20 protein-coding genes are annotated in these 24935 nt (G+C 71.1%); all 20 read left to right on the forward strand.

Going from position 1 to position 24935, the window contains the following annotated elements; all coding sequences use genetic code 11:
- Positions 1 to 29: 29 nt before the first annotated feature.
- The 20 genes from ACF08N_RS08380 to ACF08N_RS08475 all read left to right on the forward strand — a co-directional run bounded on the left by ACF08N_RS08380 (position 30) and on the right by ACF08N_RS08475 (position 24923).
- Positions 30 to 485: a hypothetical protein gene (locus ACF08N_RS08380; RefSeq protein ID WP_392323791.1), complete on the forward strand. Its 456-nt coding sequence runs from the start codon at positions 30 to 32 to the stop codon at positions 483 to 485.
- Positions 485 to 1147: a hypothetical protein gene (locus ACF08N_RS08385; protein ID WP_392323792.1), complete on the forward strand. Its 663-nt coding sequence runs from the start codon at positions 485 to 487 to the stop codon at positions 1145 to 1147. Before ACF08N_RS08380 ends, ACF08N_RS08385 begins: the two co-directional genes overlap by 1 nt.
- 3 nt (positions 1148 to 1150) lie before the next feature.
- Positions 1151 to 5836: a putative T7SS-secreted protein gene (locus tag ACF08N_RS08390; RefSeq protein WP_392323793.1), complete on the forward strand. Its 4686-nt coding sequence runs from the start codon at positions 1151 to 1153 to the stop codon at positions 5834 to 5836.
- Between the two features lie 4 nt (positions 5837 to 5840).
- Positions 5841 to 6239 carry an Imm7 family immunity protein gene (locus tag ACF08N_RS08395; RefSeq protein ID WP_392323794.1) on the forward strand — a complete coding sequence of 133 codons (399 nt, stop codon included), beginning with the start codon at positions 5841 to 5843 and terminating at the stop codon, positions 6237 to 6239.
- A gap of 226 nt (positions 6240 to 6465) precedes the next feature.
- Positions 6466 to 7500, forward strand: coding sequence for a GNAT family N-acetyltransferase (locus ACF08N_RS08400; RefSeq protein ID WP_392323795.1), 1035 nt, complete (start codon positions 6466 to 6468; stop codon positions 7498 to 7500).
- A gap of 70 nt (positions 7501 to 7570) precedes the next feature.
- Positions 7571 to 8836 carry an MFS transporter gene (locus tag ACF08N_RS08405; RefSeq protein WP_392323796.1) on the forward strand — a complete coding sequence of 422 codons (1266 nt, stop codon included), beginning with the start codon at positions 7571 to 7573 and terminating at the stop codon, positions 8834 to 8836.
- Positions 8837 to 9013: 177 nt separating this feature from the next.
- On the forward strand, positions 9014 to 9241 hold the full coding sequence (locus ACF08N_RS08410) for an acyl carrier protein (RefSeq protein WP_392323797.1): 228 nt from the start codon (positions 9014 to 9016) through the stop codon (positions 9239 to 9241).
- Entirely contained in the window at positions 9238 to 10551 is a 1314-nt protein-coding gene (locus tag ACF08N_RS08415) for an acetyl-CoA carboxylase biotin carboxylase subunit family protein (RefSeq protein WP_392323798.1), read from the forward strand. The genes ACF08N_RS08410 and ACF08N_RS08415 overlap by 4 nt, the downstream gene beginning before the upstream one ends.
- Before the next feature lie 126 nt (positions 10552 to 10677).
- Positions 10678 to 13011: a condensation domain-containing protein gene (locus ACF08N_RS08420; RefSeq protein ID WP_392323799.1), complete on the forward strand. Its 2334-nt coding sequence runs from the start codon at positions 10678 to 10680 to the stop codon at positions 13009 to 13011.
- Positions 13008 to 14681 (forward strand): GH3 auxin-responsive promoter family protein, encoded by a 1674-nt coding sequence (locus tag ACF08N_RS08425; protein ID WP_392323800.1) that lies wholly within the window; start codon positions 13008 to 13010, stop codon positions 14679 to 14681. Before ACF08N_RS08420 ends, ACF08N_RS08425 begins: the two co-directional genes overlap by 4 nt.
- Positions 14678 to 15727 (forward strand): phytanoyl-CoA dioxygenase family protein, encoded by a 1050-nt coding sequence (locus ACF08N_RS08430; RefSeq protein WP_392323801.1) that lies wholly within the window; start codon positions 14678 to 14680, stop codon positions 15725 to 15727. Before ACF08N_RS08425 ends, ACF08N_RS08430 begins: the two co-directional genes overlap by 4 nt.
- A complete protein-coding gene (locus tag ACF08N_RS08435) occupies positions 15720 to 16580 on the forward strand; it encodes an alpha/beta fold hydrolase (RefSeq protein ID WP_392323802.1) in 861 nt (286 codons plus the stop codon). Before ACF08N_RS08430 ends, ACF08N_RS08435 begins: the two co-directional genes overlap by 8 nt.
- Positions 16574 to 17752 (forward strand): enolase C-terminal domain-like protein, encoded by a 1179-nt coding sequence (locus ACF08N_RS08440; RefSeq protein ID WP_392323803.1) that lies wholly within the window; start codon positions 16574 to 16576, stop codon positions 17750 to 17752. Before ACF08N_RS08435 ends, ACF08N_RS08440 begins: the two co-directional genes overlap by 7 nt.
- Positions 17749 to 18510, forward strand: coding sequence for an SDR family NAD(P)-dependent oxidoreductase (locus ACF08N_RS08445; protein ID WP_392323804.1), 762 nt, complete (start codon positions 17749 to 17751; stop codon positions 18508 to 18510). The genes ACF08N_RS08440 and ACF08N_RS08445 overlap by 4 nt, the downstream gene beginning before the upstream one ends.
- Positions 18507 to 19316 carry an SDR family NAD(P)-dependent oxidoreductase gene (locus ACF08N_RS08450; protein WP_392323805.1) on the forward strand — a complete coding sequence of 270 codons (810 nt, stop codon included), beginning with the start codon at positions 18507 to 18509 and terminating at the stop codon, positions 19314 to 19316. The genes ACF08N_RS08445 and ACF08N_RS08450 overlap by 4 nt, the downstream gene beginning before the upstream one ends.
- A gap of 30 nt (positions 19317 to 19346) precedes the next feature.
- Positions 19347 to 20780, forward strand: coding sequence for a 3-isopropylmalate dehydratase large subunit (locus tag ACF08N_RS08455; protein ID WP_392323806.1), 1434 nt, complete (start codon positions 19347 to 19349; stop codon positions 20778 to 20780).
- A gap of 11 nt (positions 20781 to 20791) precedes the next feature.
- On the forward strand, positions 20792 to 21415 hold the full coding sequence (locus tag ACF08N_RS08460) for a 3-isopropylmalate dehydratase small subunit 2 (RefSeq protein WP_392323807.1): 624 nt from the start codon (positions 20792 to 20794) through the stop codon (positions 21413 to 21415).
- Positions 21416 to 21452: 37 nt separating this feature from the next.
- The gene (locus ACF08N_RS08465; protein ID WP_392323808.1) at positions 21453 to 22442 is read left to right on the forward strand and encodes an NAD(P)-dependent oxidoreductase; all 990 of its coding nucleotides are present in this window, start codon (positions 21453 to 21455) and stop codon (positions 22440 to 22442) included.
- A gap of 68 nt (positions 22443 to 22510) precedes the next feature.
- Complete coding sequence (locus tag ACF08N_RS08470) at positions 22511 to 24040, forward strand: amino acid adenylation domain-containing protein (protein WP_392323809.1); 1530 nt, start codon at positions 22511 to 22513, stop codon at positions 24038 to 24040.
- Positions 24041 to 24056: 16 nt separating this feature from the next.
- Positions 24057 to 24923, forward strand: a complete 867-nt coding sequence (locus tag ACF08N_RS08475) for an FAH family protein (protein WP_392323810.1) — start codon at positions 24057 to 24059, stop codon at positions 24921 to 24923.
- Positions 24924 to 24935: the final 12 nt, after the last annotated feature.

The raw sequence follows: 24935 nt of genomic DNA on the forward strand, positions 1-24935 counted from the left end.
TTGTCGTCGATGTCGGGGGAGGCATTGAAGTGCGTGACGGGACTGCGCTCGCCGAGCAGATCGCTGAGCGGCGGGCCGGGACGGGCGATCCGCGGGCGCTCCTCGGGGAGCTGAGGCGGGCCCGGATGCTCGTACCGCTGGACCGGGGCGGGCTGTGGACGGGGCATTTCGGCGGTGTGCGCTGGGTGTTCGCGTTCACCGGCGAGGAGGCGCTCGCCCGCTTCGCGGGGTCGCGGGCGCGGGAGTCCGGGAGCGCCCAGGACAGCGCGCGGCCCTGGGAGTTCGCCGAACTGCTCGGCGCCCGGCTGCTCGACGAGATCATCCCGGCGATGGGCGAGCCCGCGGGCATCGCCGTCGACGTCGCGGACCCCGACGGGTCCATGCTCTTCCCGCCCGCCATGGGCATCGTTCCGGACGAAGCCGCCGTCGACACGCCGGACAAGCTCGCCGGCGGGACCGACAAGACCGCGGGGGGTGCCGTCTGATGGGCGACGGGGCGAAGGATCTCGGCGTCGACAATTACACCGTCCAGCGGCTCACCCAGGGCATACGCAACGCGGTCGGTGAGCTGAAGGAGATCGGTACGAGCACCGGAGCGGTGCTCGGCAAGGGCTTCTCCGAACTGGCGATGACCGGCATGGAGGCCGGGCACCACGGCCTGTCGGTGGACTTCGAAGACTTCTCCGAGCGGTGGGAGTGGGGCGTACGGGCGCTGATCCAGGACGCCAACGCCATCGCGGCGAAGCTCGGCCTGGCCGCGGGCGTGCTGTGGGAGGAAGACCAGTACGTCGAGAGCGCGCTGAAGTTCGGCGTCAACTCGATCGCCGGCGGCAGCCCGTACGCCTCCGAGGAGGACATCGCCAAGCAGGACTGGGGCGACGTGTTCACACCGGACGCGCTGAACCCGGACTGGAGCGCCGAGTCGTGGGACCGCGCCGGTGACGAGATGGCCCAGACCTGGAAGGACACCGGGCGCGCGGTGCTCACCGAGGGGCAGGGCGGCGAGCGGTCGCGGATGCTCAACGACCTCCTCGGCATCGACCAGGAACAGTTCGACAAGGCCGTCGACGACACCTTCGGGCCGTCCCCCGAGGAGCGCGCCCAGCAGCAACAGCAACAGCAGCAGAACGACGGCGGGGGGAACTGACGTATGGGCATCGGCGATTTCGTCAGTGACATCACGCCGGATGTCGTCGAGGACGCGGTCGAGGACGGCGTCGAGTGGGCCGGCAACCGGGTCGAGGACGCCGGCAACTGGACGGCGGACCGGCTCGAGGACGTCGGCTGGGAGTCCGGTGCCGACTGGGTGCGTGAGCAGTCGCGTTCACTGGCGAACCGGATGGGCGCCGAGGTCGACGAGATGGACCTCGGGCAGACCGAGGACAAGACCAAGCTCATCTACGGCTCGCCGGGCAAGCTGCGCTCCACCGCGTCCCACCTGCGTGACTTCACGGATTCGTTCAACGACGTCGGGCTCGGTCTCGAAGGGCTCGACTCGGACTCCCTGCAGGGTCAGGCGGCGGACGCGTTCCGCAGGACGGTGAAACTGGAGCCGCCCAAGTGGTACAAGGGCGCGGACGCGTTCGAGAAGGCGGCGAAGGCGCTGGAGTCGTTCGCGGACACGGTGACCTGGGCGCAGGGCCAGGCGCAGCTCGCGATCGACAAGTGGAAGGAGGGCACGAAGGCCTCGGCGGACGCGCTGGACGCGCACAACAAGAAGGTCGACGACTACAACAGCGCCGTCGACAAGTACAACGCGACGCCCGCCGACAAGCGTGACCCCGCCACACTGCCGCCGAAACCGGGCCAGTTCTCCGACCCGGGCAAGGCGAAGATGCAGGAGGCGCAGGACATCCTCGCCGAGGCGCGCAAGCAGCGGAACTCCGCCGCCGAGACCGCCCGCAAAGCCGTGCAGGAGGCCCGGGACGCGGCCCCGCCCAAGCCCTCCTACGGCGAACAGCTGAAGGACGGGCTCGACGAGCTCGAACTGATGAAGACCCACTTCACCATGGGCGCGGTCAAGGGCACCGCGGGCATCGTGAACTTCGTCCGGGGCATCAACCCGCTGGACCCGTACAACATCACGCATCCGGCCGAGTACGTCACCAATCTCAACAGCACCGTCGCCGGGCTCGTGCAGGTCGCCAACGACCCCTGGGGCACCGGCAAGCAGATGCTGGACAACTTCATGAAGGACCCGGCGGAAGGGCTCGGCACACTGGTGCCCGACGCGATCCTCACCGTCGCGACGGGTGGCGCCGGAGCCGCCGTGAAGGGCGTGAGGCTCGGGGACGAGCTCGCGGACGCCGCCAAGGCGCGCCGCGCCGACGACCTCAGGGAGACCGTCCGCAGGCCCGACGGCAAGCGGTGCGGCCGTGAGCCCGTCGACTTCGCGACCGGCCGCATGTTCCTGCCGCAGGAGGACGTGCTGCTGCCGGGCAGCCTGCCGCTGCTGTTCCGCAGGGACTTCGAGTCCTCGTACCGGGCGGGCCGCTGGTTCGGCGAGAGCTGGTCGTCGACGATCGACCAGCGCCTGACCGTCGACCCGATCGGTGTCGTCTTCCACGGCGAGGACAACCTGCTCGTCCCGTATCCGCACCCCGCCCCCGGCACACCGGTGCTTCCCGAGGCGGGGCCGCGCTGGCCGCTGGAGCGGCACACCGACGGCAGTTACACGCTCACCGACCCGGACACGGGCATCGTCCGGCACTTTCTCGCCCCGCCCGGCACCGAGCCGTCGGACAACGGCTCCGCTCCGCTCGCGGAGATCGCCGACCGCAACGGGCGCACGATCACCGCCGAGTACGACGAGGAGGGCGCCCCGCTCGCCCTCACCCACTCGGGGGGCTACCGCCTCACGTTCACCACGGAGAACCGCCGGATCACCTCGCTGAGCCTCGGCGGCACCGAGATCGCCAGGTACGGATACAGCGAGGAAGGCCATCTCACCGAGGTCACCAAGTCCTCCGGCATCCCCACCCGGTTCGCCTACGACACCGAAGGCCGCATCGTCGCCTGGACCGACACGAACGGCTCCAGCTACAGCTTCGTGTACGACGACAGGGACCGGTGCGTGTCCCAGACCGGTGCCGAGGGGCATCTGCGCTCGGAGTTCCACTACAGCGACCCGCACCCCGACACCCGCCTGACCACCACCACGGTCACCGACTCCCTCGGCCACACCTGGCGCTACACGGTCAACAGCCACCTCCAGGTCGTCGCCGAGACCTGGCCCACGGGTGCGACGATCCGGTACGCCTACGACCGCGACGACCGGCTGCTGTCCCGTACCGACCCTCTCGGCGCCCGCACCGACTTCCGCTGGGACGAGGCGGGCCGGCTCGTCTCGACGACCCGCCCCGACGGCAGCGTGCAGACGGCGGCCTACGACAGCGACGGCCGCCCGGTCGAGCTGGTACAACCGGGCGGGCTGCGCTGGAAGCAGGAGTTCGACGAACGCGGCAACCGGGTCGCGGTCACCAACCCCGCCGGGCACACCACCCGCTACACCCACGACGCGCTCGGCCACGTCACCTCGGTCACCGACCCTCCCCCGCGAGCGGGGGGACCCCCGGGCGCCACGACCCTGCTGCGCCACAACGCCGCGGGCCTCCTCATGGCCCAGACGGCCCCGGACGGCGGTACGACGTCGTACGTGCGGGACGCCTTCGGCCGGATCACCGAGCGCACCGGACCGAGCGGCACCGCCACCCGCTTCGAGTGGACCCCTGAGGGCCGGCTCGCGCGGTTCACGGGCCCGGACGGCGCGGTGGAGTCGTGGACGTACGACGGCGAGGGCAACTGCCTCAGCCACACCGACCCCGAGGGCGGCACCACGACCTTCGAGTACACCCACTTCGACCTGCTCACGGCCCGCACCGACCCCGACGGCGCCCGCCACGAGTTCACGCACGACACCGAGCTGCGCCTCACCGAGGTCAGCAACCCCCTGGGTTTGCGGTGGAGCTACACCTACGACCCGGTCGGCAACCTCGTCGCCGAGACCGACTTCGACGGCCGCACCGTCGCCTACGACGTCGATCCGCTCGGCCGGGTGCTGACCCGTACCACCCCGCTCGGCGCGGCCGTCCGCTACGAGCGGGACGTGCTCGGCCAGGTCGTCCGCAAGGACGCCGACGGCGCCGTGACGACGTACGAGTACGACCCCGCGGGCCGGCTGCTGCGGGCCATCGGGCCCGACGCGGAGCTGACGTACGCGTACGACCGCCGGGGCCGCGTCAAGACCGAGCTGGTCGACGGGCGCGCGCTGTCGTTCTCCTACGACGCGGCCGGGCGCCGCACCCGGCGCGTCACCCCGAGCGGCCATGTCACCTCGTACACGCACGACAGCGCGGGCCGTGCCGCCGCGCTGACCGTCGCGGGCCACGACATCGTGTTCACGCGTGACGTCGCGGGGCGCGAGCTGACCCGCAGTGTCGGGGAGACGCTGACGCTGACGTCGGACTGGGACGCCGCGGGCCGACTCACCGCCCAGGAGATCGCGCGCGGCGGCCACCGGCTGAACCTGCGGACGTATGCGTACCGCGAGGACGGCCATCTCGTCGCGGTCGACGACGCCCTGCGCGGCCCGCGCCGCTTCGGCCTGGACGCCACGGGCCGGGTCACCGCCGTCACGGCCGACGGGTGGAGCGAATCCTACGCGTACGACAGCGGCGGCAACAACGTCTTGGCCGCCTGGCCGGACCGCCACGCCAGTGGCGATGCGCGCGGCAGGCGCTCCTACACCGGCACCCGGATCACGGAGGCCGGGGCCAACCGCTACGTGTACGACGACGCCGGCCGGCTGATCCGCCGCTCGAAGACCCGGCTGTCGAAGAAGCGTGACGTGTGGACGTACGCGTACGACGCCGAGGACCGGCTCACCGGGGTCACGACCCCGGACGGCACGCTGTGGCGCTACCGGTACGACCCGCTCGGCCGGCGCATCGCCAAGGAGCGCATGGCGGCCGACGGCCAGTCGGTGGGCGAGCGCACGCGCTTCGTCTGGGACGGTCCCGTGCTCGCGGAGCAGACCACGGAGATTTCCGGCGAGCTGCCTCACCACACCACGCTGAGCTGGGACCACGAGGGACTGACCCCTGTCGCCCAGACCGAACGGCTCACCGACGCGGCCACCCAGCGGGAGATCGACGCGCGGTTCTTCGCGATCGCGACCGACCTCATCGGCACCCCGACCGAGCTCATCGACGAGGACGGGCGCATCGCCTGGCAGAGCCGCACCACGCTGTGGGGCATCACGACGTGGAACGCCAACGCGTCCGCGTACACACCGCTGCGGTTCCCCGGCCAGTACTTCGACCCGGAGACCGGCCTCCACTACAACCACCACCGCTACTACGACCCGCAGACCGCCCGGTACACCACGCCCGACCCGCTGGGCCTCGCGCCCGCGCCCAACCCGACGGCGTACGTGCACAATCCGCACCGGTTCAGCGATCCGCTGGGCCTCGCGCCGTACGAGGACAACGGGGGGCTCGGCGACCTCATCGAGGTCAACAAGCCCGACGCCGACGCGGACAAGCTGGCCGAGAAGCTCGGCGGAGAGCCCCGCAGGAGGTTCGCGAACGACCCGGACGGACGGGAGTTCGACGCGATCAGCGACGAGTACGTGGCTCAGGCGAAGCCTGCGGACTTCACCCTGAACAAGAAGTTCCGCAAGCAGGCGCAAGCCACGTTCGAGGCGGCGATCCAGAGTGGCCGCACGCCGTACTTCCAGTTCGACGGACCGCCCGGACCAGGCGTGATCGATAAGCTCCAGGAATACGGACGCCGGTACGGCGTCGAGCCGGTGATCGACACGACTCCGCTGGAGTGAGGGCATGTACGAGTTCCATGGCTGGTTCGGTATCTCCGAGGACCCGTACGAGGACGACTCGCAGTCCCTGAGGGCGGGTGTCGAGGAGCTGCGTGCGCGGATCGACGCCGTCCAGTGGTCCTCCAGCTGCAAGGTCGTGCTCGACGTCTTCAACGGGCTGGACGTCGTCACGGCCACCGGCCACACGAACCACATCGGCTACGAAGCCGGGCAGCTGGACGAACTGGTGGCGTACATCGCACGCCGCTTCCCCGGCTCGTGGGGGCTGCTCTACGACCGCTCCGACGAAGGCGACATCCCGAACGCCGACAACGCGTTCCGGGTGCGCGTCATGCGCAGGGGGGTCGTCGAGGAGCGCCTGGATCCGTTCCTCTCGCCGTGCAATCCGGTGATCGAGGACTGAGCCCTACGAGGCCGCCGGGAGCGTCAATGGGGCCCGCCGAGGTTCTCGTCAGGTGCCGGCGGTGCGGGGAGCATCTGGCGTGCGCGGACCTCACGTAGCGGAGCCGGGCGGCCGCGGCCCAGGCGGCGCCTGATCACGGGGCTGTGGCCCTCCAGGATCCCTGGGGTCCCTCCGGCTCCCTGGGCCGACGTTTCACCGCCCACAAGTGGCTGTTAGCTTCTGCGACATGAACCTGATCATCGAGGCGGTCAGCGACGCGCCCGCCGGGCTGCTCGAAGGACAATGCCGGTACAGCGCGGCGCGGTTGGCGCCTCATCGGCTGGTTTCCGCCGGTGCCGACCCCCGGTGGGACACGCGGTGGACGGTGGCCAGGCTCGACGGGCGCGTGGTGGGCGCGGTGACGAGTCATCAGCCGCGTACCTCACGGTTCGTCAATGATGCCTACGACCTTGCGGCGATGGCCGGTTCGCTCGGGGGCGCCGTTCCCGACGATCCCCGCCGGTGGGTGTTCGTCGGGGGGTGCCGCGACTTCGCCGCCGGCGTCGTGACGTCCGCCCAACTGCCGGAGCAGGAAACGGCACAGGTGCGGAGCGCCCTCGCCGGGCACGTGTTCTCGGAGGCCGAGGCCGCCGGGGACTACCCGGTGGCCCTGTATGTGCGGGAGCCGGAAGCCGGCTCGTTCACGGCGGGCCTCGCCGGGCGGGGCACCGCCGGCGAACTCGGCGAGACCGCGGAGATCCTCCTCGTCGGTGCCGACGAGGAGGAGCACATTGCCGCGCTGCGTCCGTCGCAGCGTGAGCGCTGCCGCCGTGACCGCCGGAAGTTCGCGGCCCTCGGCTACGCGGCGCGCTGCGTCCCGGCCGAAGAGGTGCTCGCCGAAGCCGCGCCGCTGGTGTGCGCGGTCAAGGCAAAGTACGGGGTGACCGACCACCCCCGGCTGTGCGAGTACCGCCTGCGGGAATGGGCCACATCCGTCGGCGCGGGCAAGGCCCATGCCTCGGAGGTCCGCGACGGTGACGGGCGCCTGCTGGCGGTCTCGTTCATGGCCGTGCAGGGAGACGTTCTCGAGGGGTACGAGATCGGACTCGCCGACGAGGTGGAGGGGCGGGAGTTCGCCTACCTCCAGGCGATGATCCACGGCCCGGTACGGTTCGCCTTCGCGCAGGGGTGCCGCAGCATCGACCTCGGCCTGGACTCCAGCACCGTCAAGCAGCGTCGCGGCGCCGTCATCGGCAAGACCTGGGCCATCAGCCTCGCCTGAGCACCCGTCACGACACGAGCCACCAGAACCGCACAGGACGGAATCCATGCGCGCGCTACGCCACAGGGCCATGCTCGACATACCGGGCTTCATGCCCTACCTCACGGCCCGCGGCCTCACCATGTTCGGCAGCACCATGGCTCCCGTGGCGCTGGCCTTCGCCGTGCTGGACGCCGCGGAGTCGGCCTCGTTCCTCGGCCTGGTGCTCGCGGCGCAGACGGCCCCGCAGCTGGTGTTCCTCCTGGTGGGCGGGGCAGTGGGGGACCGGGCCTCGCGGAAGCACATTCTGGTCGTCACCAATGTCGTCATGGCGGTCTGCCAGGGGAGCACCGCCGCGTTGCTCGTGCTCGGTCATGTGAACCTCGTGCTGGTGATGGTTCTGCAGGCCGTGTGGGGCACCGCGCGGGCGTTCTTCACCCCGGCCAACACGGGGGTGGTGCCGGACCTGGTGCCCGCGGAGCGGATCCAGGACGCGACGGCGCTGGTGACGCTCAGCAGGAGCATCGCCTCCATCGGCGGCCCCGCCGCGGCGGGCGGGCTGCTGCTCGTCTGGAACCCCGGCTACATCGTGCTCGGCGATGCGCTGCTCTTCCTGGTCAGCGCGGTGCTGATCGCGAAGCTGCCGCTCTCCCGGCCCACGGCGGCGCCGGAGGAGTCCTTGCGGCAGTCCCTGGTCACCGGGTGGCGTGAGTTCGCGGGCCGCAGCTGGGTCTGGTCGATGGTGAGCAGCTTCGGCTTCTACCAGGGACTCGTGCGCCCGGCCATCTTCGTGGTGGGGCCGGTCATGGCCGCCGAGGAGGGCGGCATGGGTGCCGTCAGCTGGGGGATGGTCCTCGCCGTCCAGGGCGTCGGATCGGTCGTGGGCGGTCTGCTCCTGTTCTGGTGGCGGCCCGCCCGGCCCCTGCTCGTCTCCACGCTGCTGGTGGGGCTGGACTCCCTGTTCCTGCTCGCCCTCGCGACGACGTCGCGGCTCGAGCCGGTGGCGGTGGTGGCGCTGCTCGGCGCCACCGGTGTGACGATGGCCGATGCCCTGTGGCTGAGCACCCTGCAGCGCGAGATTCCCTCCGACGCGCTGTCCCGGGTCAGTTCGTACGAATGGCTGGGCTCACTCGCTCTGAACCCGCTGGGCATGGCGGTCACCGGCATGCTGGTCGCCGTCGTGGGGCCCGAAGCCATTCTGGTCGCCGTGGCGTTGGCCAACTTCGCGGTGCGCGGGGCGGTGCTGCTCGTGCCCGGTGTGCGCCGGATTCGCAACGTTCCTCCAGGAGGCGCAGAACAGCGCACTCAGGACAAGGCGCCCGCCTCCGATGCACCGGGAACCACCAGCAAGGTGTGAGGAGTTGAGCGGTCGGCGCGCGCCGGCCTCGTGCCGCGCGTCGCAACTCCCCTGACTGTCTCAGCAGTTGAGAAACCTCTTCCTTATGCTGAGACGCTCTGGTGTACGGTGATCTTGTTCCGACTTCCCTTCGCATGCGCCCAACCGGCGTAATACGACACCTTCCTGGAGAGCTCCGTGGCGTCTGAGTCGATCATCCGTGACCGCTGGTGCGAGGTCCTCGATGTGACCGAGGCCCATCCCGAGGACGGGTTCTTCGAGCTCGGCGGGCACTCCCTGCTGGCGATCGACCTCATCCAGCGGATCGAGGAGGATCTGGGCATCCAGATCCCCGTCGACGTCCTGTTCACGGAGGGCACGCTGGCGGCGCTGCTGGAGGCGGCCGAGAAAGCGACGGCGAAGTGAAGTCCCGCGTCGGGGTGCTGCTTTCGCCCCGAGGCGCCGCCACCGTACGCGACATCCTGGTCGCCGCGGGGGACGACATCGAGGTCGTACCGCTCCTGCGGACGGGTGTGCGTGAGCAGTGGCCCGGACTCGCCGCTCTCACGAGCCGGCTGTTCGGCGAGCCGGTCGAGGTGAACGAGCGTCAACTGGACGTGCCCGGCGCACCGCTGGCCGGTGTGGTGACGTTCGCCGACTCGGAACTGGAGCTCGCAGCCGCCGTCGGCGACCACCTGGGCGTCAGGCACCGCCGTGCCGAGTCGGCCGACAAGTACGTCCAGCGCACCACCCTCGGAGGCGCCGGCCTGAGCGCCATGGCCGCGCGGACGCTCGCCGACGCGGACGATCTCGATGCCGCCCGCACGGCACTCGGCCTCCCGTTCGTCGTCAAGCCCCGCCGCGGCGCCGGGGGGACGGACGTCACGGTGGTGGACACCGCGGACCGGTGCGAGGCGCTCAAGCGGTCCTGGCGCGAGGGGAGCTCCCTCTACGCCGAGCAGTTCATCCCCACCGCCGCGCCGTCGGACGAGACGTGGCAGGCGGACTACGTCTCCGTCGAGGTGCAGAGCATCGCCGGCCGCCATGACGTGATCACGGTGTTCGGCAAGTTCCCCGTGTACACCCGCGGCCGGAAGGGCGGGGGGCACGGGCAGGTCGCGACGACCGGGGACATCCTTCCGTGCCGGCTTCCCGCCGACCTCAGGCAGCAGGTCGAGCAGCTCGTCATCGGCGCCCATCACGCGCTCGGGATGGACGACGGCGTCACGCACACCGAGGTCAAGCTGGGCAGCGACGGGCCGGAGATCATCGAGATCAACTGCCGCGTCGGCGGGCACCTGAGCCGGCTGCTCAAGCGGCACTCCGGTTTCGACCTCGTCCGCCAGGCCCTGCTGATCACGGCCGGGCTGCCGGCCCAGCCCCTGCCGTCCCGTGCCGAAGGCCGGTCGGTGGCGGGCATGTTCGTCCCGTTCGCGAGCGCGGAGGGCGACGTCCTGTCGCGCGTCTCCCCGGCACACCTGAAGGCGGCCGGCGCGGCCACCGTGGACGAGATCGCCCGCGAGGGCGCCCCCCGGACCGACACCGACGCGATTGCCTGCAACGTCGTCCTCGACTGCGCGGACGCCGACGAACTGCGCCGCACCACCGTGGAGTTCCTGGGCCACGTCCGGGAGATGTTCGCGAAGGACGGTGTCGGCGACCAGGACTGGACCGCTGACATGATCACGCTGCTCGGCGGTGAACCGGCGCGCACCCCCGCAGCGGCGGGTGAGTGACGCGGTGTAGCTGTACGACCTCTTCCTCCCTGCGCAGCCGGCGCGCAACGGCACGTGCCCCGTTCCAGGGGACCCCCACCACCACCCGTCCCGAGACGGCCACACGTCTACATCAGGCAGGAAAGTATGAAAGCTGACGAACTGCGGGCAGCCATGGAAACCGTGCTGCTCGAGGCCCTGCGGCGGAACCCGGCAGGCGGGGAGACGGCGAGCACCACGCGGTCGTGGGCGCAGAACGGCGGCAGCTCGCTGGAGGCGTACGCCGCCATCATGCGGATCGAACAGGAGCTGGGCGTCGTCGTACCGGTGGCCCGGGTTCTCGGGCCCCGCCCGCTGAGCGATCTGCTCGACGAGGCCGCGTCCGCCGGGCCGGAACCGCAGGCGCAGGTCGCCGAGGCGCCCGCCGGCGCAGTTCCGGCGACCGCCTCGCAGCGGCGGCACTGGAGGCACGCACAAGGCGACGGGTCGGCCGCCTTCCTGAACATCGGCCGCGCGATGTACTGCTCCCGCGACTTCGACGCCGACAAGGCGGAAGCCGCCTTCCGCGCGCTCGTGGCACGGCACGAGTCGCTGCGCAACCGCTACGTCATGGACGCCGCCGGGCAGCTCCTGCTCGACGAAGTGCCGGACTGGCCCGAGAAGGCGGAGTTCGCCCGTCACCCGCGGGCCGCGTCAGCCGAGGACGCGAACGCCGTGATCCGTGCCGAGGTGGGACGGACGTTCCCGCTCGGCCAGGAGCCGCCCGTGCGCGGCGGTTGCGTACCGCTGGAGGACGGCACGGGCATCGTGTACTTCAGCGTGCACCACATCACGGCCGACGGCTGGTCGGTGGACCTGCTCGCCGGCGACTTCCTCGCCCTCTACAGCGGTGCGGGCGGTGAACTGCCCGAGGCGACGCCGTTCAGCCGCTACGCCGGCACGCTGGACGCCCGGGCCCGGGCCGGTGTCTACGCCGACGACATCGCCTACTGGCGCGAGAAGTTCGCGCGCGTGTCGCCCGACTTCACCATCGCCGGCCGGGACGGCGAGGCGAGCGGCCAGCGCGCGGGCACGGCACAGCTGGTCTGGGACGGGCCCGGCGAGGCGGACGCCGTCCGCGCCGCCGCGCGGACCCTCGGCGTCACCACCTACAGCCTGATGCTCTCCAGCCTCCTCGCCGCCGCCCACGTCATGTCGGGCGAGGACAACGTGGTCGTGATGAGCGGGGTCGCCAACCGCAACCGCGCGGACTACCGGGAGACCGCGGGTCTGTTCACCAACCAGATCTTCTTCGTCGGCGACTTCGGCACACCGGGCGGGACCACCGACTACGTGCGCCAGGTGCACGCGGACGTGGTGGAGAGCCTGGGACGCTCCGAGCTGCCGGTCGAGGTGGTGCTCGACGAGCTGGGGGCCTACGCCGCCGCCCGCACCCTCGCTCCCTACGCCAACATCCTGTTCCAGGCCGCGGAAGCGCCCATCGCGCCGCCGGCCATGAGGGACGGCTCGTGGCGCACCCACCCGCTGGGCACCGGCAGCATCAAGCGCCACTGCAACATCCATCTCCTGGACACCGGAGCCGAGCTGGCCCTCGAACTGGACTACAGCCTCGCCCTCGTCGGGGAGCGGGACGCCGGACGGCTCCTGCGCGCCATCCGCAGCGGCGTCGACCACATCGTCGCGGCCGCGCACTCGTCCGTCGCGGAACTGGTGGAGGTCGTCGGCAAGGCGGCGGGGGAGCGCCAGGAGGAACTGACGGTCTTCACGGTCGACTACCCCGGGGCACGGGCCGAACCCGCCCTGGCGGCCGTCGTCCGGGAGGCGTTCCCGGAGGTCGCCGTCGTCGAACTCCCGGTGCCGAGAAGCCTGGAGCCGCAGGAGATCGAGGACTGCCTGCGACGCTGCCACGACACGGTGAGCCGGGCCAGGGGCCCGCGTGTGCTGCTGTCCTACTGCTCGGCGTCCGTATGGGCCCGGCACCTCGTCCAGACGCTTGCCCCGCAGCATGCGGGAGGCGCGCTGCCTCTGCTGAGCGTGTCCGGCAACACGAAGACCGAGCAGGACTGGGTCGAGGAATTCGCCGAGCTCATCGGCAGGTTCGATGCGGGGACGGACCTGTCCGCGCTGGCGCCCGAGCGGGTGGCGATTCCCAGGACCGGGAGTCTCGTCAGCCGCTGCGCCGCTGCCGAGGGTGCCCTGACGACCATGCGCCGGCTCATGGAGGCGGCGATGAAGCAGCGCTTCGGCGACCCCCTCGGCCGGGTGGCGCGGGAGACGATGGAGGTCCAGCTGTCCTGGATGGCCTACCTCGGCAGCTGCGTCGTCCTCGGCACCCTGACCGACGCGCAGGACGTGGAGGAGCTGAGCCTGCCGGAGAGCCGCCTGGACGACAGGGCGACGGTCGAGGACTGGCTGAGGCCCGTGCTGGACCGGCTGGGACGCCCCGCGGCCGGGACAGTGGGGGAAGACCGGGCCCGGTGAACCGAGACACATTCGTCCAGGCGACCCGGCTCGCCCACCGCAGGCAGTGCCAGTGGTGCCGCGAGCCCGGTCCGGTGACCGAGCGGGTGTTCGCGGACCTGCTGGCACAGTCCCGGTGGACGGCCTTCGGCCACGACCACGGCCTGGGCCGGGTGCGGACCGTCGCGGACTTCAAGGCGGCCGTGCCGGTGCGGGGCTACGACGTCTTCCGCGGCTACGTGGACCGGATCCGCACGGGGGAGAAACGTGTCCTCACCGAGAGCGACCCGTATGCCCTGCTCACCACCTCCGGCACCACGGGCAGTCCGAAGTACATCCCCACCACACGCCACTGGCGCAACCGCTACCGGGGACCGGCGCTGTACGCCCAGTGGGGCCTGTACTTCCAGCGGCTGGGGCTGGACCGGTACCGCCCCGGCAACGTCCTCGACATGTCGTGGGAGCGCTCGGCCGTCCACAGCCCCTGGGCGACCGGCGAGGCGCTGCCCGTCTACAGCATCACCAAACGGCCGTCCTCGGTCGGCCCGCAGGACTGGACACCGCCCTGGTACGGGGAGCGGTGGTTCCTCGACGACTCAGGGGACCTGTCCCTGTACGTCAAGCTGCGGCTGCTGGCCGGCTCCGACGTCCGCCTGGTGGCAGCGGTCAATCCGTCGCGCATCACCGCCCTGGCCGACCTGCTCAACGACGAGCTGGAGATGCTGCTGAAGGATCTGCGGGACGGCACCCTCATGGGCGCGCCCGACCGGCGGCTGACGGCCGACCAGGAGGTCGCGGCCAGGCTGGAGGCGGCCTTCGCCTTCAGCGGACGCGTGACGCTCACGGACCTGTGGCCGCAGCTGTCGCTGCTCGTGTGCTGGAACTCGGCGTCCGCGCGGTACTACCGCGGTTGGCTGGAGCGCATCGCTCCCGGGATACCGCTGATCCCCTTCAGCACCACGGGCACGGAGGGCATCGTCACGCTCCCCGTCGACACGCACACCTCGGCCGGCCCGCTCGCCGTCGACCAGGGGCTGTTCGAGTTCGTGCCCTGCAACCCGGCCGATGCCGGCGAGCCGCTGGACCCGGACGTGGAGACGTACACGCCCGAGGCGCTGGAGAGCGGCGGCACCTACCGGCTGGTGATGAGCCAGGCCAACGGCCTGTACCGGTACGACACGGGGGACATCTACCGCGTGGTCGGCCGGGTGGGGCATCTGCCCCGGCTGGACTTCGAGGGACGCGGCGGCTCCGTCACCTCCTTCACCGGGGAGAAGCTGAGCGAGTCCGACGTGCATGCGGCGATCCGCTCGGCCGCCGGGCACTCGTCGGTCTCCAACAGCTTCTCCGTCGTACCGGTCTGGGGTCAGCCGCCGGGCTATGTCCTGCTGATGGAGTGGGAGGGCGGCAGCGGCCCCGGCAGCGACCGGTTCTGCGCGCACGTCGACGCCGAACTGGGCCGCGTGAACACGGAGTACGCGGACAAGCGCGGCTCCGGGCGGCTCCGGCCGCTGCGGGCCCGGGTGGTCCTGCCGGGCACGTTCCGCAGGCTGGCCGAACGGCGGGTGGCACGGGGCGCGTCCGCGACACAGGTGAAGCACCGCTGGCTGAACGCGGATGCCTCCCTGCTCCAGGAACTCGAAGAGATCGACACGGCACGAACACCGGAAGACAACAGGGGACAGGAATGACTGACACGGCCACTCTCGCCGAGGACTTCGACCGCGACGGCTACGCCGTGGTGCGAGGCGTGCTCCGCGAGGAGGACTTCACGGACGTGCGCGCCGAGTACGCGCAGCTGCTCACCGAGCGGGCCGAAGGCTGGCGGCGCGACGGCGCCTTCACCGGGGGCGAGGACCTCGCGGGCAAGCCGTTCGACGAGCACCTGGTCGCGCTCGCGGCGCTGCCGGGCTTCGAACCCGCGCTGCTGAGCGAGCTGGACATCACGCTGCCGCACATGCCCTTCACCTCGCTCCAGCCGGCCAGCAAGGTGCACACGGGACCCGCCGTGCTCGCCCTGCTGCGCAACCCGCGCGTGCTCGATGTGGTGTCCCGGCTGGTCGGCGACGAGATATCGGCCAGCCCGAACCAGCACGTGCGCCTCAAGCTGCCCGCTCCCGACACGTCCGGGCGGTTCGGCGCGCGGCGCGGTGAGACGCTGCACGCCCCCACCCTGTGGCACCAGGACGCGATGACGCAGATCCCGCAGTCCGACGACACGACCATGGTGACCTGCTGGATCCCGCTGATGGACGTGGACGAGGAGCACGGGTGCCTGCTCGTCGTGCCCGGCAGGCACAAGGAGGAGAAGCTGCTGCCCTGGCCGATGGACGCCGACACGGTGAGCGACCTCCAGGCGCACGCGGTGCCGCTGCCCGTCACCAAGGGCGACATCGTCCTGCTCCACAAGCGCACCCCGCACGGATCCACCGTCAACGGCTCGGACCGCCTCCGGTGGAGCTTCGACTTCCGCTACTACCCCTCGCACGAGCCCTCGGACCGTCCGTGGTTCCCGTCCGTGGTCGCCCGGAGCGCCGCCGCCCCCGAGCGCGCGGAGACCGACGCGCTGCACTGGCGCCGCCGGTGGGACGCGGCCCGCACCCTGTTCGTCGAGTCCGGCCAGATGGTCCCGGGCCGGCGGGAGTTCTCGCAGCTGGTGGCCGACTCGCTGATCGCACGGTGGGAAGGGGGCGACTTCCCCCGGCTGGACGAAGCGGGCGTCGGCGCCGATGCGTGACGGGACGGCAACCGGTTCCCCCGGCCTTCTGCGCAGCGAGGTGCTCAGCGGCGACGTGTCGCTGGCGTTGCACACCTGGGACGACGGTCGGGCGGATCTGGTCGACCTCTTCTATGTCCACGGGCTGCAGAGCCACGCGGGCTGGCTCTTCGAGACCGGTCCCGCCCTGCTGGAGCGCGGCGTCCGGCTGACCGTGCTCGACCGGCGGGGCTCCGGGCGCAGCAGCGGCCGGCGCGGCCATCTCGACGACGCGCGCACCGTGCTCGACGACTACGGCTCGACGCTGGCCCGGGTCGCCGCCGCCGCGCATGCTCCGGTCACCGTGCTCGGACAGAGCTTCGGCGGAAGCCTCCTCGCCGCCATGGTGGCCACCGGCCGGGTCCCGACCGGCGCGCAGATCGTGTTCTGCGCGCCGGCGCTGGGCCAGCAGCGTGCGCGCCTGGGGGACGCCGGCCGCGCGCAGGCGCGGCAGCGCAAGGGCATGGCGTACTCCGTCGTGCAGATCGAGGACGAGCAGTACACCTCCGATCCCGACTACCTGCGGATGATGGCCAACGACGGGCTCATGACCCGGTCCCTGACCGATTCGTTCCGGGCCGTGATGGTCGAGGTCGAGGACCGGTATCTGGAGGCGGGCGACGGGCCCTGGTCCGCCCACCGGGTGGAGGTGGCGCTCCCGGCAGAGGATTCGATCATCGACCTGGCGGCATCGCTGGACGTGCTCGGATCCCTCGCACCGCACGCCCGTGTCCGCCGGTTCCCCGTCTCGTCCCACTACCTGGAGTTCACGGACTCCCGGGACGCGTACTGGGACTGGCTGGCCGAGGTCGTACGGGCAGGTGGCGCATGCTGAGTGTCGAGCTGTACGAGGCGCGGATTCCGATGGGCCGCCCCTTCCGCCACGCCCTCAAGGCGCGTACCGCCTCGGCGTCCGTTCTCGTCGCCGTCCGCGGCGAGGGGGCGGACGGATGGGGCGAGGCGGCACCCCGGGAGTACGTCACGGGGGAGTCCGTGGAGTCCGTGGTGGACGCGCTCGCCCGCGTACCGCTCCCCGGGGCCGTCGCCGAACTGGACCGGCTCCCCCTGGACGAGGCCCTCGCCGTCCTCGTCGGCCTGCGGCTGCCCGAAGTCCTGGGCCGGGGCGGCGAACCCGCGCCGGCCGCGGCGGCCGGACTGGAGACGGCGCTCTTCGACTTCGTCTGCCGGCGCCACGGCGTCGCCGGATTCCGGGCGCTGCACCGGGCCGGCTTCGGCGATGTGCTGGCCCAGGAGCCCGCACCGGCGCCGGTGGCGACCGTGCTGGACCTGGGCCGGGATCCCGTCGCGTATCTGGCGGCGCTCCTGGAGGCCGACAGCGCGCTGATCCCGCACGTGAAGCTCAAGGCCGGGCCGGATGTGGCCGAGGCCGCCGCACTGGTGGGACGGGTACGGGCGCTGCTGCCCGCCGCCACGGTCTCCGTGGACGCCAACGGCGCCTGGGAGACGGACGACGTGCTGAAGTGCGCGGGCGAGTTGACGGAGGCGGGGCTCTCCTGGCTGGAGGAACCGCTCGCCCCACGCCGCTGGCGGGAGCTGGCGGCGCTCAGGCGGGCCGGGCTGATGGTGATGCTGGACGAGTCCTTCTCCTCGGCCCAGGACATCCGGGCATGCCTCGACCACCAGGCCGCCGACCTCGTCAACCTGCGCGTCTCCAAGTGCGGCGGCCCTCTGCGGCTGCTGACCCTCGCGCGGACGGCGAAGGCGGCCGGTCTGGGCGTGCAACTCGGCGTCCAGGTGGGCGAGGTGGGTCCGCTGTGGGCCGCCGGACGCCTCATCGGTACCGGGCTGGGCTCGGCCGTCGCCGTCGAGGCCGGCCGCCAGGACGAGTGGTTCGGCCCTGAACTGACCCGGCCTGCCTACCACGTGGACCGGCGTACGTCCCGGGCTCCGGCGCTTTCCGGGCCGGGCCTGGGACTTGAGCCGACGCCGGAACTGCTCGGCCGGTGCGTGCCGCGCGCCGTAAGGAAAGTGGGAGAGGACCAGTGACAGCGAGCACGGACACGAGGCAGCGACGCGCCTGGGTCACCGGGGCCGCCTCCGGCATCGGGCTCGGCGTGGCGCGGCGCCTCGCCGAACAGGGCGTCGCCGTGGTCATGATCGACCGGGACGAGGAGGCACTGGCCAAGGCCGCGAGCCCCCTGCCGGCCGGCACGCGGACGTGGCGCATCGATGTGACGGCCACTCAGGAGGTGGCTGACCACGTGGCCGAGCTGGGAACGGACGAGATGCCGGACATCCTGGTCAACTGCGTGGGCGGGGACACCCGGCGCATCCCGCTGACCGACCTGCGCGAGCAGGATCTGACGGATGCGATGACGGCGAACCTGGTCGGCTGCTTCACCTTCACGAGGCTGTGCGTGCCGGCCATGCGCTCCCGGGGGTGGGGCAGGATCGTCAATCTGGCCTCGATCGCCGGACGTACGTATTCCATCTTCAGCAACGCCGCCTATGTCGCCGCCAAGGCCGCGGTCATCGGCTACACCAAGCAGTGCGCGTACGAACTGGCGGCCAGCGGAGTGGCGGTGAACGCGGTCGCGCACGGCCCGATCGCCACCGAGCGGCTCCTTCAGGCGCGGCGGGACATGGATCCGCAGCGCCGGGACGACCTGATGAGCCGGCTCCCCATGGGCCGGTACGGAACGGTGGACGAGGCGGTCGGCGCCGTCGTGCACCTGTGCGGCGAGGAGGCCGGCTACACCACCGGCTGCGTCGTCGACGTGAACGGAGGCTTGCACATCCAGTGAACGATTTCCGAACGCCCACCACCGGAGCGGGACTTGAGGACAAGGTCGTCCTGATCACAGGAGCGGGGAGCGGTATCGGCCGCGCGGCAGTGGCCGCGTTCGCCGATGCGGGCGCCCTGGTGATCGCGGCGGGCCGGCGCACCGCCCTGCTGCAGGAATCGCTGGAACTCGCCAAGGTGGACCGCTCGCGCGGCATGGCCCTGACCTGCGATGTCACCGATGAGGACAGCGTCGGGTCACTGGTCGACACGGCTGTCTCAGAGTTCGGGCGTCTGGACGCCGCCTTGAACACTGCTGGTACTTTCGGCCCGACCGGCCCGCTGGCGGAGGCCCGTTACGAGGATGCCGCCGCAGTCGTGGCAACCAATCTCATGGGCATGTGGCTGTGTCTCAAGCATCAGGCGAGGGCCATGATCGATGCAGGGGGAGGGTCCATCGTCACGACGGGCTCGGTGGCTTCCTTCCTCGGACACTCGGGCAGCCCCATGTACGCGGCCACGAAGCACGGCGTCGTGGGGTTGACCAAGGCGGCCGCACTCCAGCTGGCTCCCCACGGGATCAGGGTGAACGCGGTCTGCCCGGGCTCCACCGACACGGACATGCTGCGCGAGCTGTACCCCTCCGGCGACCAGCTGCAGGCGCGTGCGCGGCGTGCCCCGCTGGGCCGGCTGGGGGAACCGGAGGAAGTCGCGGCTGCGGCCGTATGGCTGGCGAGCCCGTCGTCCAGCTACGTGACCGGCCAGGCCCTGGCGGTCGACGGCGGAGTGACCGCGGGTACCGCGGCCCCCACCAAAGCACCGAAGTGACCCGAGTACGAGAGGCAAGGAAGGCAACTCATGGGCTCAACGCTGTACGACAAGGTGTTCGACCTGCACACAGTGCGTGACTACGGAGACGGGCGCTGCCAGCTCTTCATCGGTCTCCACCTCGTCCACGAGGCCACGAGTCCGCAGGCGTTCGCCATGCTGGGCGAGCGGGGTCTGTCGGTCGCCATGCCGGAGCGGAACGTCGCCACGGCCGACCACGTCATCCCCACGGACACCGTGGCCCGCCCCTTCCTCGACCAGCTGGGCGAGGACATGCTCACCCGACTGGAGGAGAACACCCGGGACTTCGGGCTCCGCTTCCTGTCGCCGGACAGCGGCCAGTACGGCATCGTCCATGTGATCGGTCCCGAGCAGGGCCTCACGCAGCCCGGCATGACCATCGCCTGCGGTGACTCCCACACCTCCACGCACGGCGCGTTCGGCGCGGTCGCCCTGGGCATCGGCACCTCCCAGGTCCGCGACGTGCTCGCCACCCAGACGGTCACGATGAACCGGCTCAAGGTCCGGCGCATCCAGATCGACGGCCAACTGACCCCGGGCGTCACCGCCAAGGACGTCATCCTGCACGTCATCCATGAGCTCGGCGTCGTCGGCGGCGTGGGATACGCCTACGAGTTCGCCGGTGAGGTCATCGACGCGATGTCCATGGACGAGCGGATGACGATCTGCAACATGGCGGTCGAGGGCGGTGCCCGCTGCGGCTATGTGAACCCGGACGACACGACCTTCGAGTTCCTCAAGGGCCGGCCGGCCGTACCCACCGGTGAGGCGTGGGACCGCGCCGTCGCGTGGTGGCGCTCCATCGCCTCGGACGCGGACGCGGCGTACGACGACGTGGTGGTGATGGACGGCGCCACCATCCGGCCGATGGTGACCTGGGGCATCAACCCCGGACAGTCGGTTCCGGTGGACGGGCTGCTGCCCCTGCCCGAGAACGCCGCGCCGGAGGTGGCCGCCTCGTACAACGAGGCGTACGACTACATGGACATGAAGCCGGGCACCTCGCTCGGGGACTACCCCATCGACGTCGCGTTCATCGGCTCGTGCACCAACGGCCGCCTCTCCGACTTCCTCGAGGTGGCCGACGCGCTCAAGCGGACCGGGGCCCGTGTGTCGCCCGGTGTCCGGGCCCTGGCGGTGCCCGGTTCCAACGCGGTCCGCGAGGAGCTGGTGCGCCTCGGCGTGGACAAGGTCCTTCAGGAGGCGGGCTTCGAGTTCCGGCTCGCCGGCTGCTCGATGTGCCTGGCCATGAACCCGGACAAGCTGGTGGGACGCGAGCTGGCGGCGTCGTCCTCCAACCGCAACTTCAAGGGACGGCAGGGCTCGCCGACCGGCCGGACGATGATCATGTCCCCGCTCGCCGTGGCCGCTGCCGCCGTCAACGGCTCCGTCTGTGACCCGACCGCGGTGTTCGGCGCTGCGGACGCCCCCCTCGCTTCCTAAGGAGATCCCTCGTGACCAGCACAGTAGACCCGCGCGTCCGGTCCGTCTCAGGTACGACGGTGGTGCTCGACGGCAATGACATCGACACCGACCGCATCATTCCGGCGCGCTTCCTCAAGCACCTGACGTTCGACGCCCTCGGGAACCACGTCTTCGAGGACGACCGCAAGCAGGACCACGCCCGGGGAGTCACCCACCCCTTCGACGACGAGGCCCGTGCAGGCGCCTCCATCCTGCTGGCCGCCAAGAACTTCGGCTGCGGCTCGTCCCGTGAGCACGCCGCGCAGGCCCTGTACCGCTGGGGCGTGCGCGCCGTCATCGGCGAGAGCTTCGGCGAGATCTTCCGCGGCAACTGCGGGACGATCGGCCTGCCCTGCCTGACGCTGTCTCCCGAGGACGCGGAGGCCGCCCGTGCCATCGGGGCGGCCGACCCGGACGCCGTCGGCGAGGTCGACCTGGAGAAGGGCGTGTTCCGCCTCGCGGGGCGGGAGTTCGAGGTGGAGATCGCGCAGTCGCTGCGCGAGGCCTTCGTGAACGGCACCTGGGACACCCTCACCGAGCTCCTCAAGACCTCCGAGAAGGTCAGCGAAGCGGCTGCGCGGCTTCCGTACCTGAACGGGTTCCAGGCCGCGTGACGATCACCATTGTGCTGCCCGCGCGGGGGCGAGAGGCATGACGAAGTCCCGCGTGTGCGTCGGCACCGACCGGGTGCTCGACGAACTGCTCGACGAGGTGGCGGGCGAGCTCGCCCGGCGCGGCCACGACGTCGTCCGCGCGACGGACCCGCTCCTGGCCGGCGACGGGCCGCTGGACGCCCTCGTGGTGACCTCCCGGACCCGCGTCGGCCCGGAGCTGCTCGACCGCCACCCGGAACTGCGGGGCGTGGCCTTCGCGTCGAGCGGCGTCAACTCCATCGACGTCCCCGACGCCACCCGGCGCGGGATCATGGTGGCGAACGGGGCGACTCCGGAGAATCACGGCAGCATGGCGGAGGCGACGATCATGCTCGCTCTCGCCCTCCGCCTGCGGCTGCCCGACCGGCTGGCCGCGGTCGCCGAGATGCGTCCGCGGCCCCGCCCCTGCGAGCTGGACAGCCGCTCCCTGCGCGGCGCCACCATCGGTCTCGTGGGCTTCGGCCGGATCGCCCGGGAGGTGTGCACGAGGCTCGCCGGCTGGGGCGTCGGCCGCATCCTGTGCGCCACCAGGACGCCCCGCCCGGACGAGTGGCCCGACGTGGAGTTCTGCTCCCTGGACACTCTGCTGGAGGAGTCGGACATCGTGAGCATCCACCTGCCGCTCACCGGGGCGACCCGCGGACTCCTGGGGCCGGAGCAGCTGAAGCGCATGCGCCCCGGCGCCGTACTGATCAACACGTCGCGCGGTGGCATCGTGGACGAGCCGGCCCTGGCCGACGCTCTGCGGGAGGGGTCGATCGCCGGTGCGGCGATCGACACCTTCGAGATCGAACCCCTGCCGGCCGAGAGTCCGCTGCGGAACTGCCCGAACGTGATGCTGACCGATCACGTGGTCGGTCACACCGTGGAGATGTACCGCTCACTGGTGCCCGCGGCGGTCGAGAACGTCGAGCGCATGCTGCGCGGCGAGCGGCCACCGCACCTTGTGAATCCGGACGTTCTCGCGTTCCGGAGTGACAACGCCTGAATGGGGAGGGAGCAGCATGCGGCGCCTCGGCGCCGCATGACCGCCTTCATATGACCGAAGTTGCCCGCTTGAACCAGCTGGTGGAATCGACGGTCCGCCGTCATCCGCACGCCGTCGCCCTGGAGACCCCGGACGACGAGCCGTTGACCTATGCGTCCTTGGATGCCGAGGCGGAGCGGCTGTGCCGCTTCCTGGAGGCGTCCTGTGGCGAGATCCCGTCGCGGATCGGCCTCATCGGGGCGAAGTGTGCCCGGTCCTATGTCGCCTACCTCGCGATTCTGAAGCTGGGCGCGACCATCGTTCCCATCAGCAGCTCCGCGCCGGCGGACCGGGTGCGTACGATCACCCGCACTGCGGCGCTCCCGCTCGTCCTGACGGACAAGCTCGCGGGCGCGGCCGCCGAACTCGCGGCGGACGAACAGCTGACGGTCCTGGAGATCCCCGCACTCGGCGGGCCCGACGAGCCTCCTGCGTCGCCCCGCCCGGCCGGGACACCGGTGGACGCCCAGTCGACGGCGTACATCCTGTTCACCTCGGGCAGTACCGGACGCCCCAAGGGCGTCCCCGTCTCCCACGCCAACGCGCTGAGCTTCGTCGAGCACAACATGGCCAGGTACGGCGTGGGGCCCGGCGACCGTATGACGCAGACCTTCGACTTCGCCTTCGACGTCTCGGTCTTCGACCTGTTCGTGGCCTGGGGTTCGGGGGCGACGCTCGTCGCACCCAGCCCCAGGGACATGGTGCACCCGGTCCAGTGGGTGAACGAGCGGAACATCTCGCACTGGACCTCGGTGCCGTCGGTCGTCTCCGCGGCCGTCGGTCTCGGCGAACTGGCACCGGATTCCATGCCGTCGGTGCGCCTCAGCCTGTTCCTCGGCGAGCAGCTGACGCGCGAGCAGGCGGAGGCGTGGAAGCACGCGACACCCGAAGGCGCCATCGAGAACGTCTACGGTCCGACCGAGCTGACCGTCTTCGTCAGTGCGTACCGGCTCGACGACCGGATGGCCGCGTGGCCGGAGACGACGAACCGGACGATCCCGATCGGCCACGTCTATCCGCACATGGAGTCGGTCATCGTCTCCGACGGCCAGGTGGCACACGAGGGCGAGCTCTGTGTCCGGGGCCCCCAGCGGTTCGCCGGGTACCTCGACGAGCGCGACAACAGCGGACGCTTCCTGACGGCGGAGGGTGCGGGGTTCGCCGCCGTCCCCGACGACCGTTCGCCGAAGCCGGACGACTGGTACCGCACGGGAGACCTCGTACGCCAGGCACCCGACGGAACCCTCACCCATCTCGGCAGGATCGACTCGCAGGTCAAGATCCGCGGCTACCGCGTCGAACTCCACGAGATCGAGGGTGCTCTGCGCCTCCATCCGAACGTCTCCGACGCGGTGGTCCTGGCGGTTCCCGGCCGGGTCGGCAGCCATGACCTCGTCGCCTTCTACGTGGGGACGGCGACGGACGCACGCGAGTTGCGCGGCACGCTCTCCCGTAGCCTTCCCAGCTACATGATTCCGCGGCGTTTCCTCCAGGTGGAGAGCTTCCCGCTCACCAGCAACGGCAAGGTGGACCGACTCGCCATGGCGAGGAACGCCTGAGAGGGGACGAATCTTCATGTCCGTGCTTTTCGAATGCGCCTACGACGGTGAACGGTACGTCGGCCTCGGCGTACCGCAGGACGGGACGGCCCTGCGGCTGTATCCCCTGCACGGCGCCCGACTCGCCACGCTCATAGGGCAGTCCGGCGGCGACGCCGCGGCGATCACCGCGGGGCGCATACCGGTGGACGTACCGGCCGGGGAGCGGCACCGGGTCCGCCTGCTGCCCCCTCTGATGCCGGACCACGTGGGCGACGCCCTGGTCAGCGGCTTCATGATGACGCACAACGTCAAGGCCGACGCCACCATGCAGGACCAGCCCAACTGGTTCGTGAAGGGGCTCGGGAACTCGCTCCGGGTGCCGGGTGAGCCGCTCTCCGTGCCGGGGGACGCCGTCGCCGTGTGCGAGGAGGCCGAGATCGTCCTCGTCTACGTCGGGGACCAGGAGGGCCGGCCTCGGTACATGGGCTACTCGTTCGGCAACGACGTCACCGACATCGGTCGCTTCAAGCAGCACGCCGGGCACCTGTCGTACGCGAAGCTGTGCGAGGCGGCGCTGTCGCCCGCACTGCACCTGGGCCCGCCGCCGCGGAAGGTGACCGGCGAGGTGACCATCGAACGGGACGGCGCCGTTTCCTGGAAGGGCACCTTCACCACGGGCACCGACGCCCTGCACTACGAGCTCGACGCCATGATGTCCCGGCTCTTCGCCTACGAGGTGCTGCACTGGCCGGGACGGGTGCACTACGTGTACATCGGGGCCGATCGCAGCAGCTTCCACGGCGGGCACACGATGGCCGACGGGGACCGGGTGAGCCTGGACTTCACCAGCCACGGCGTGACGCTCACCAACACCCTGGCGTGGGCCCCGCTCCCTGCCTGACATGTCACACCC

Origin of the sequence: Streptomyces sp. NPDC015127 (assembly GCF_043080095.1) — a bacterium.
Lineage (GTDB): Bacteria > Actinomycetota > Actinomycetes > Streptomycetales > Streptomycetaceae > Streptomyces.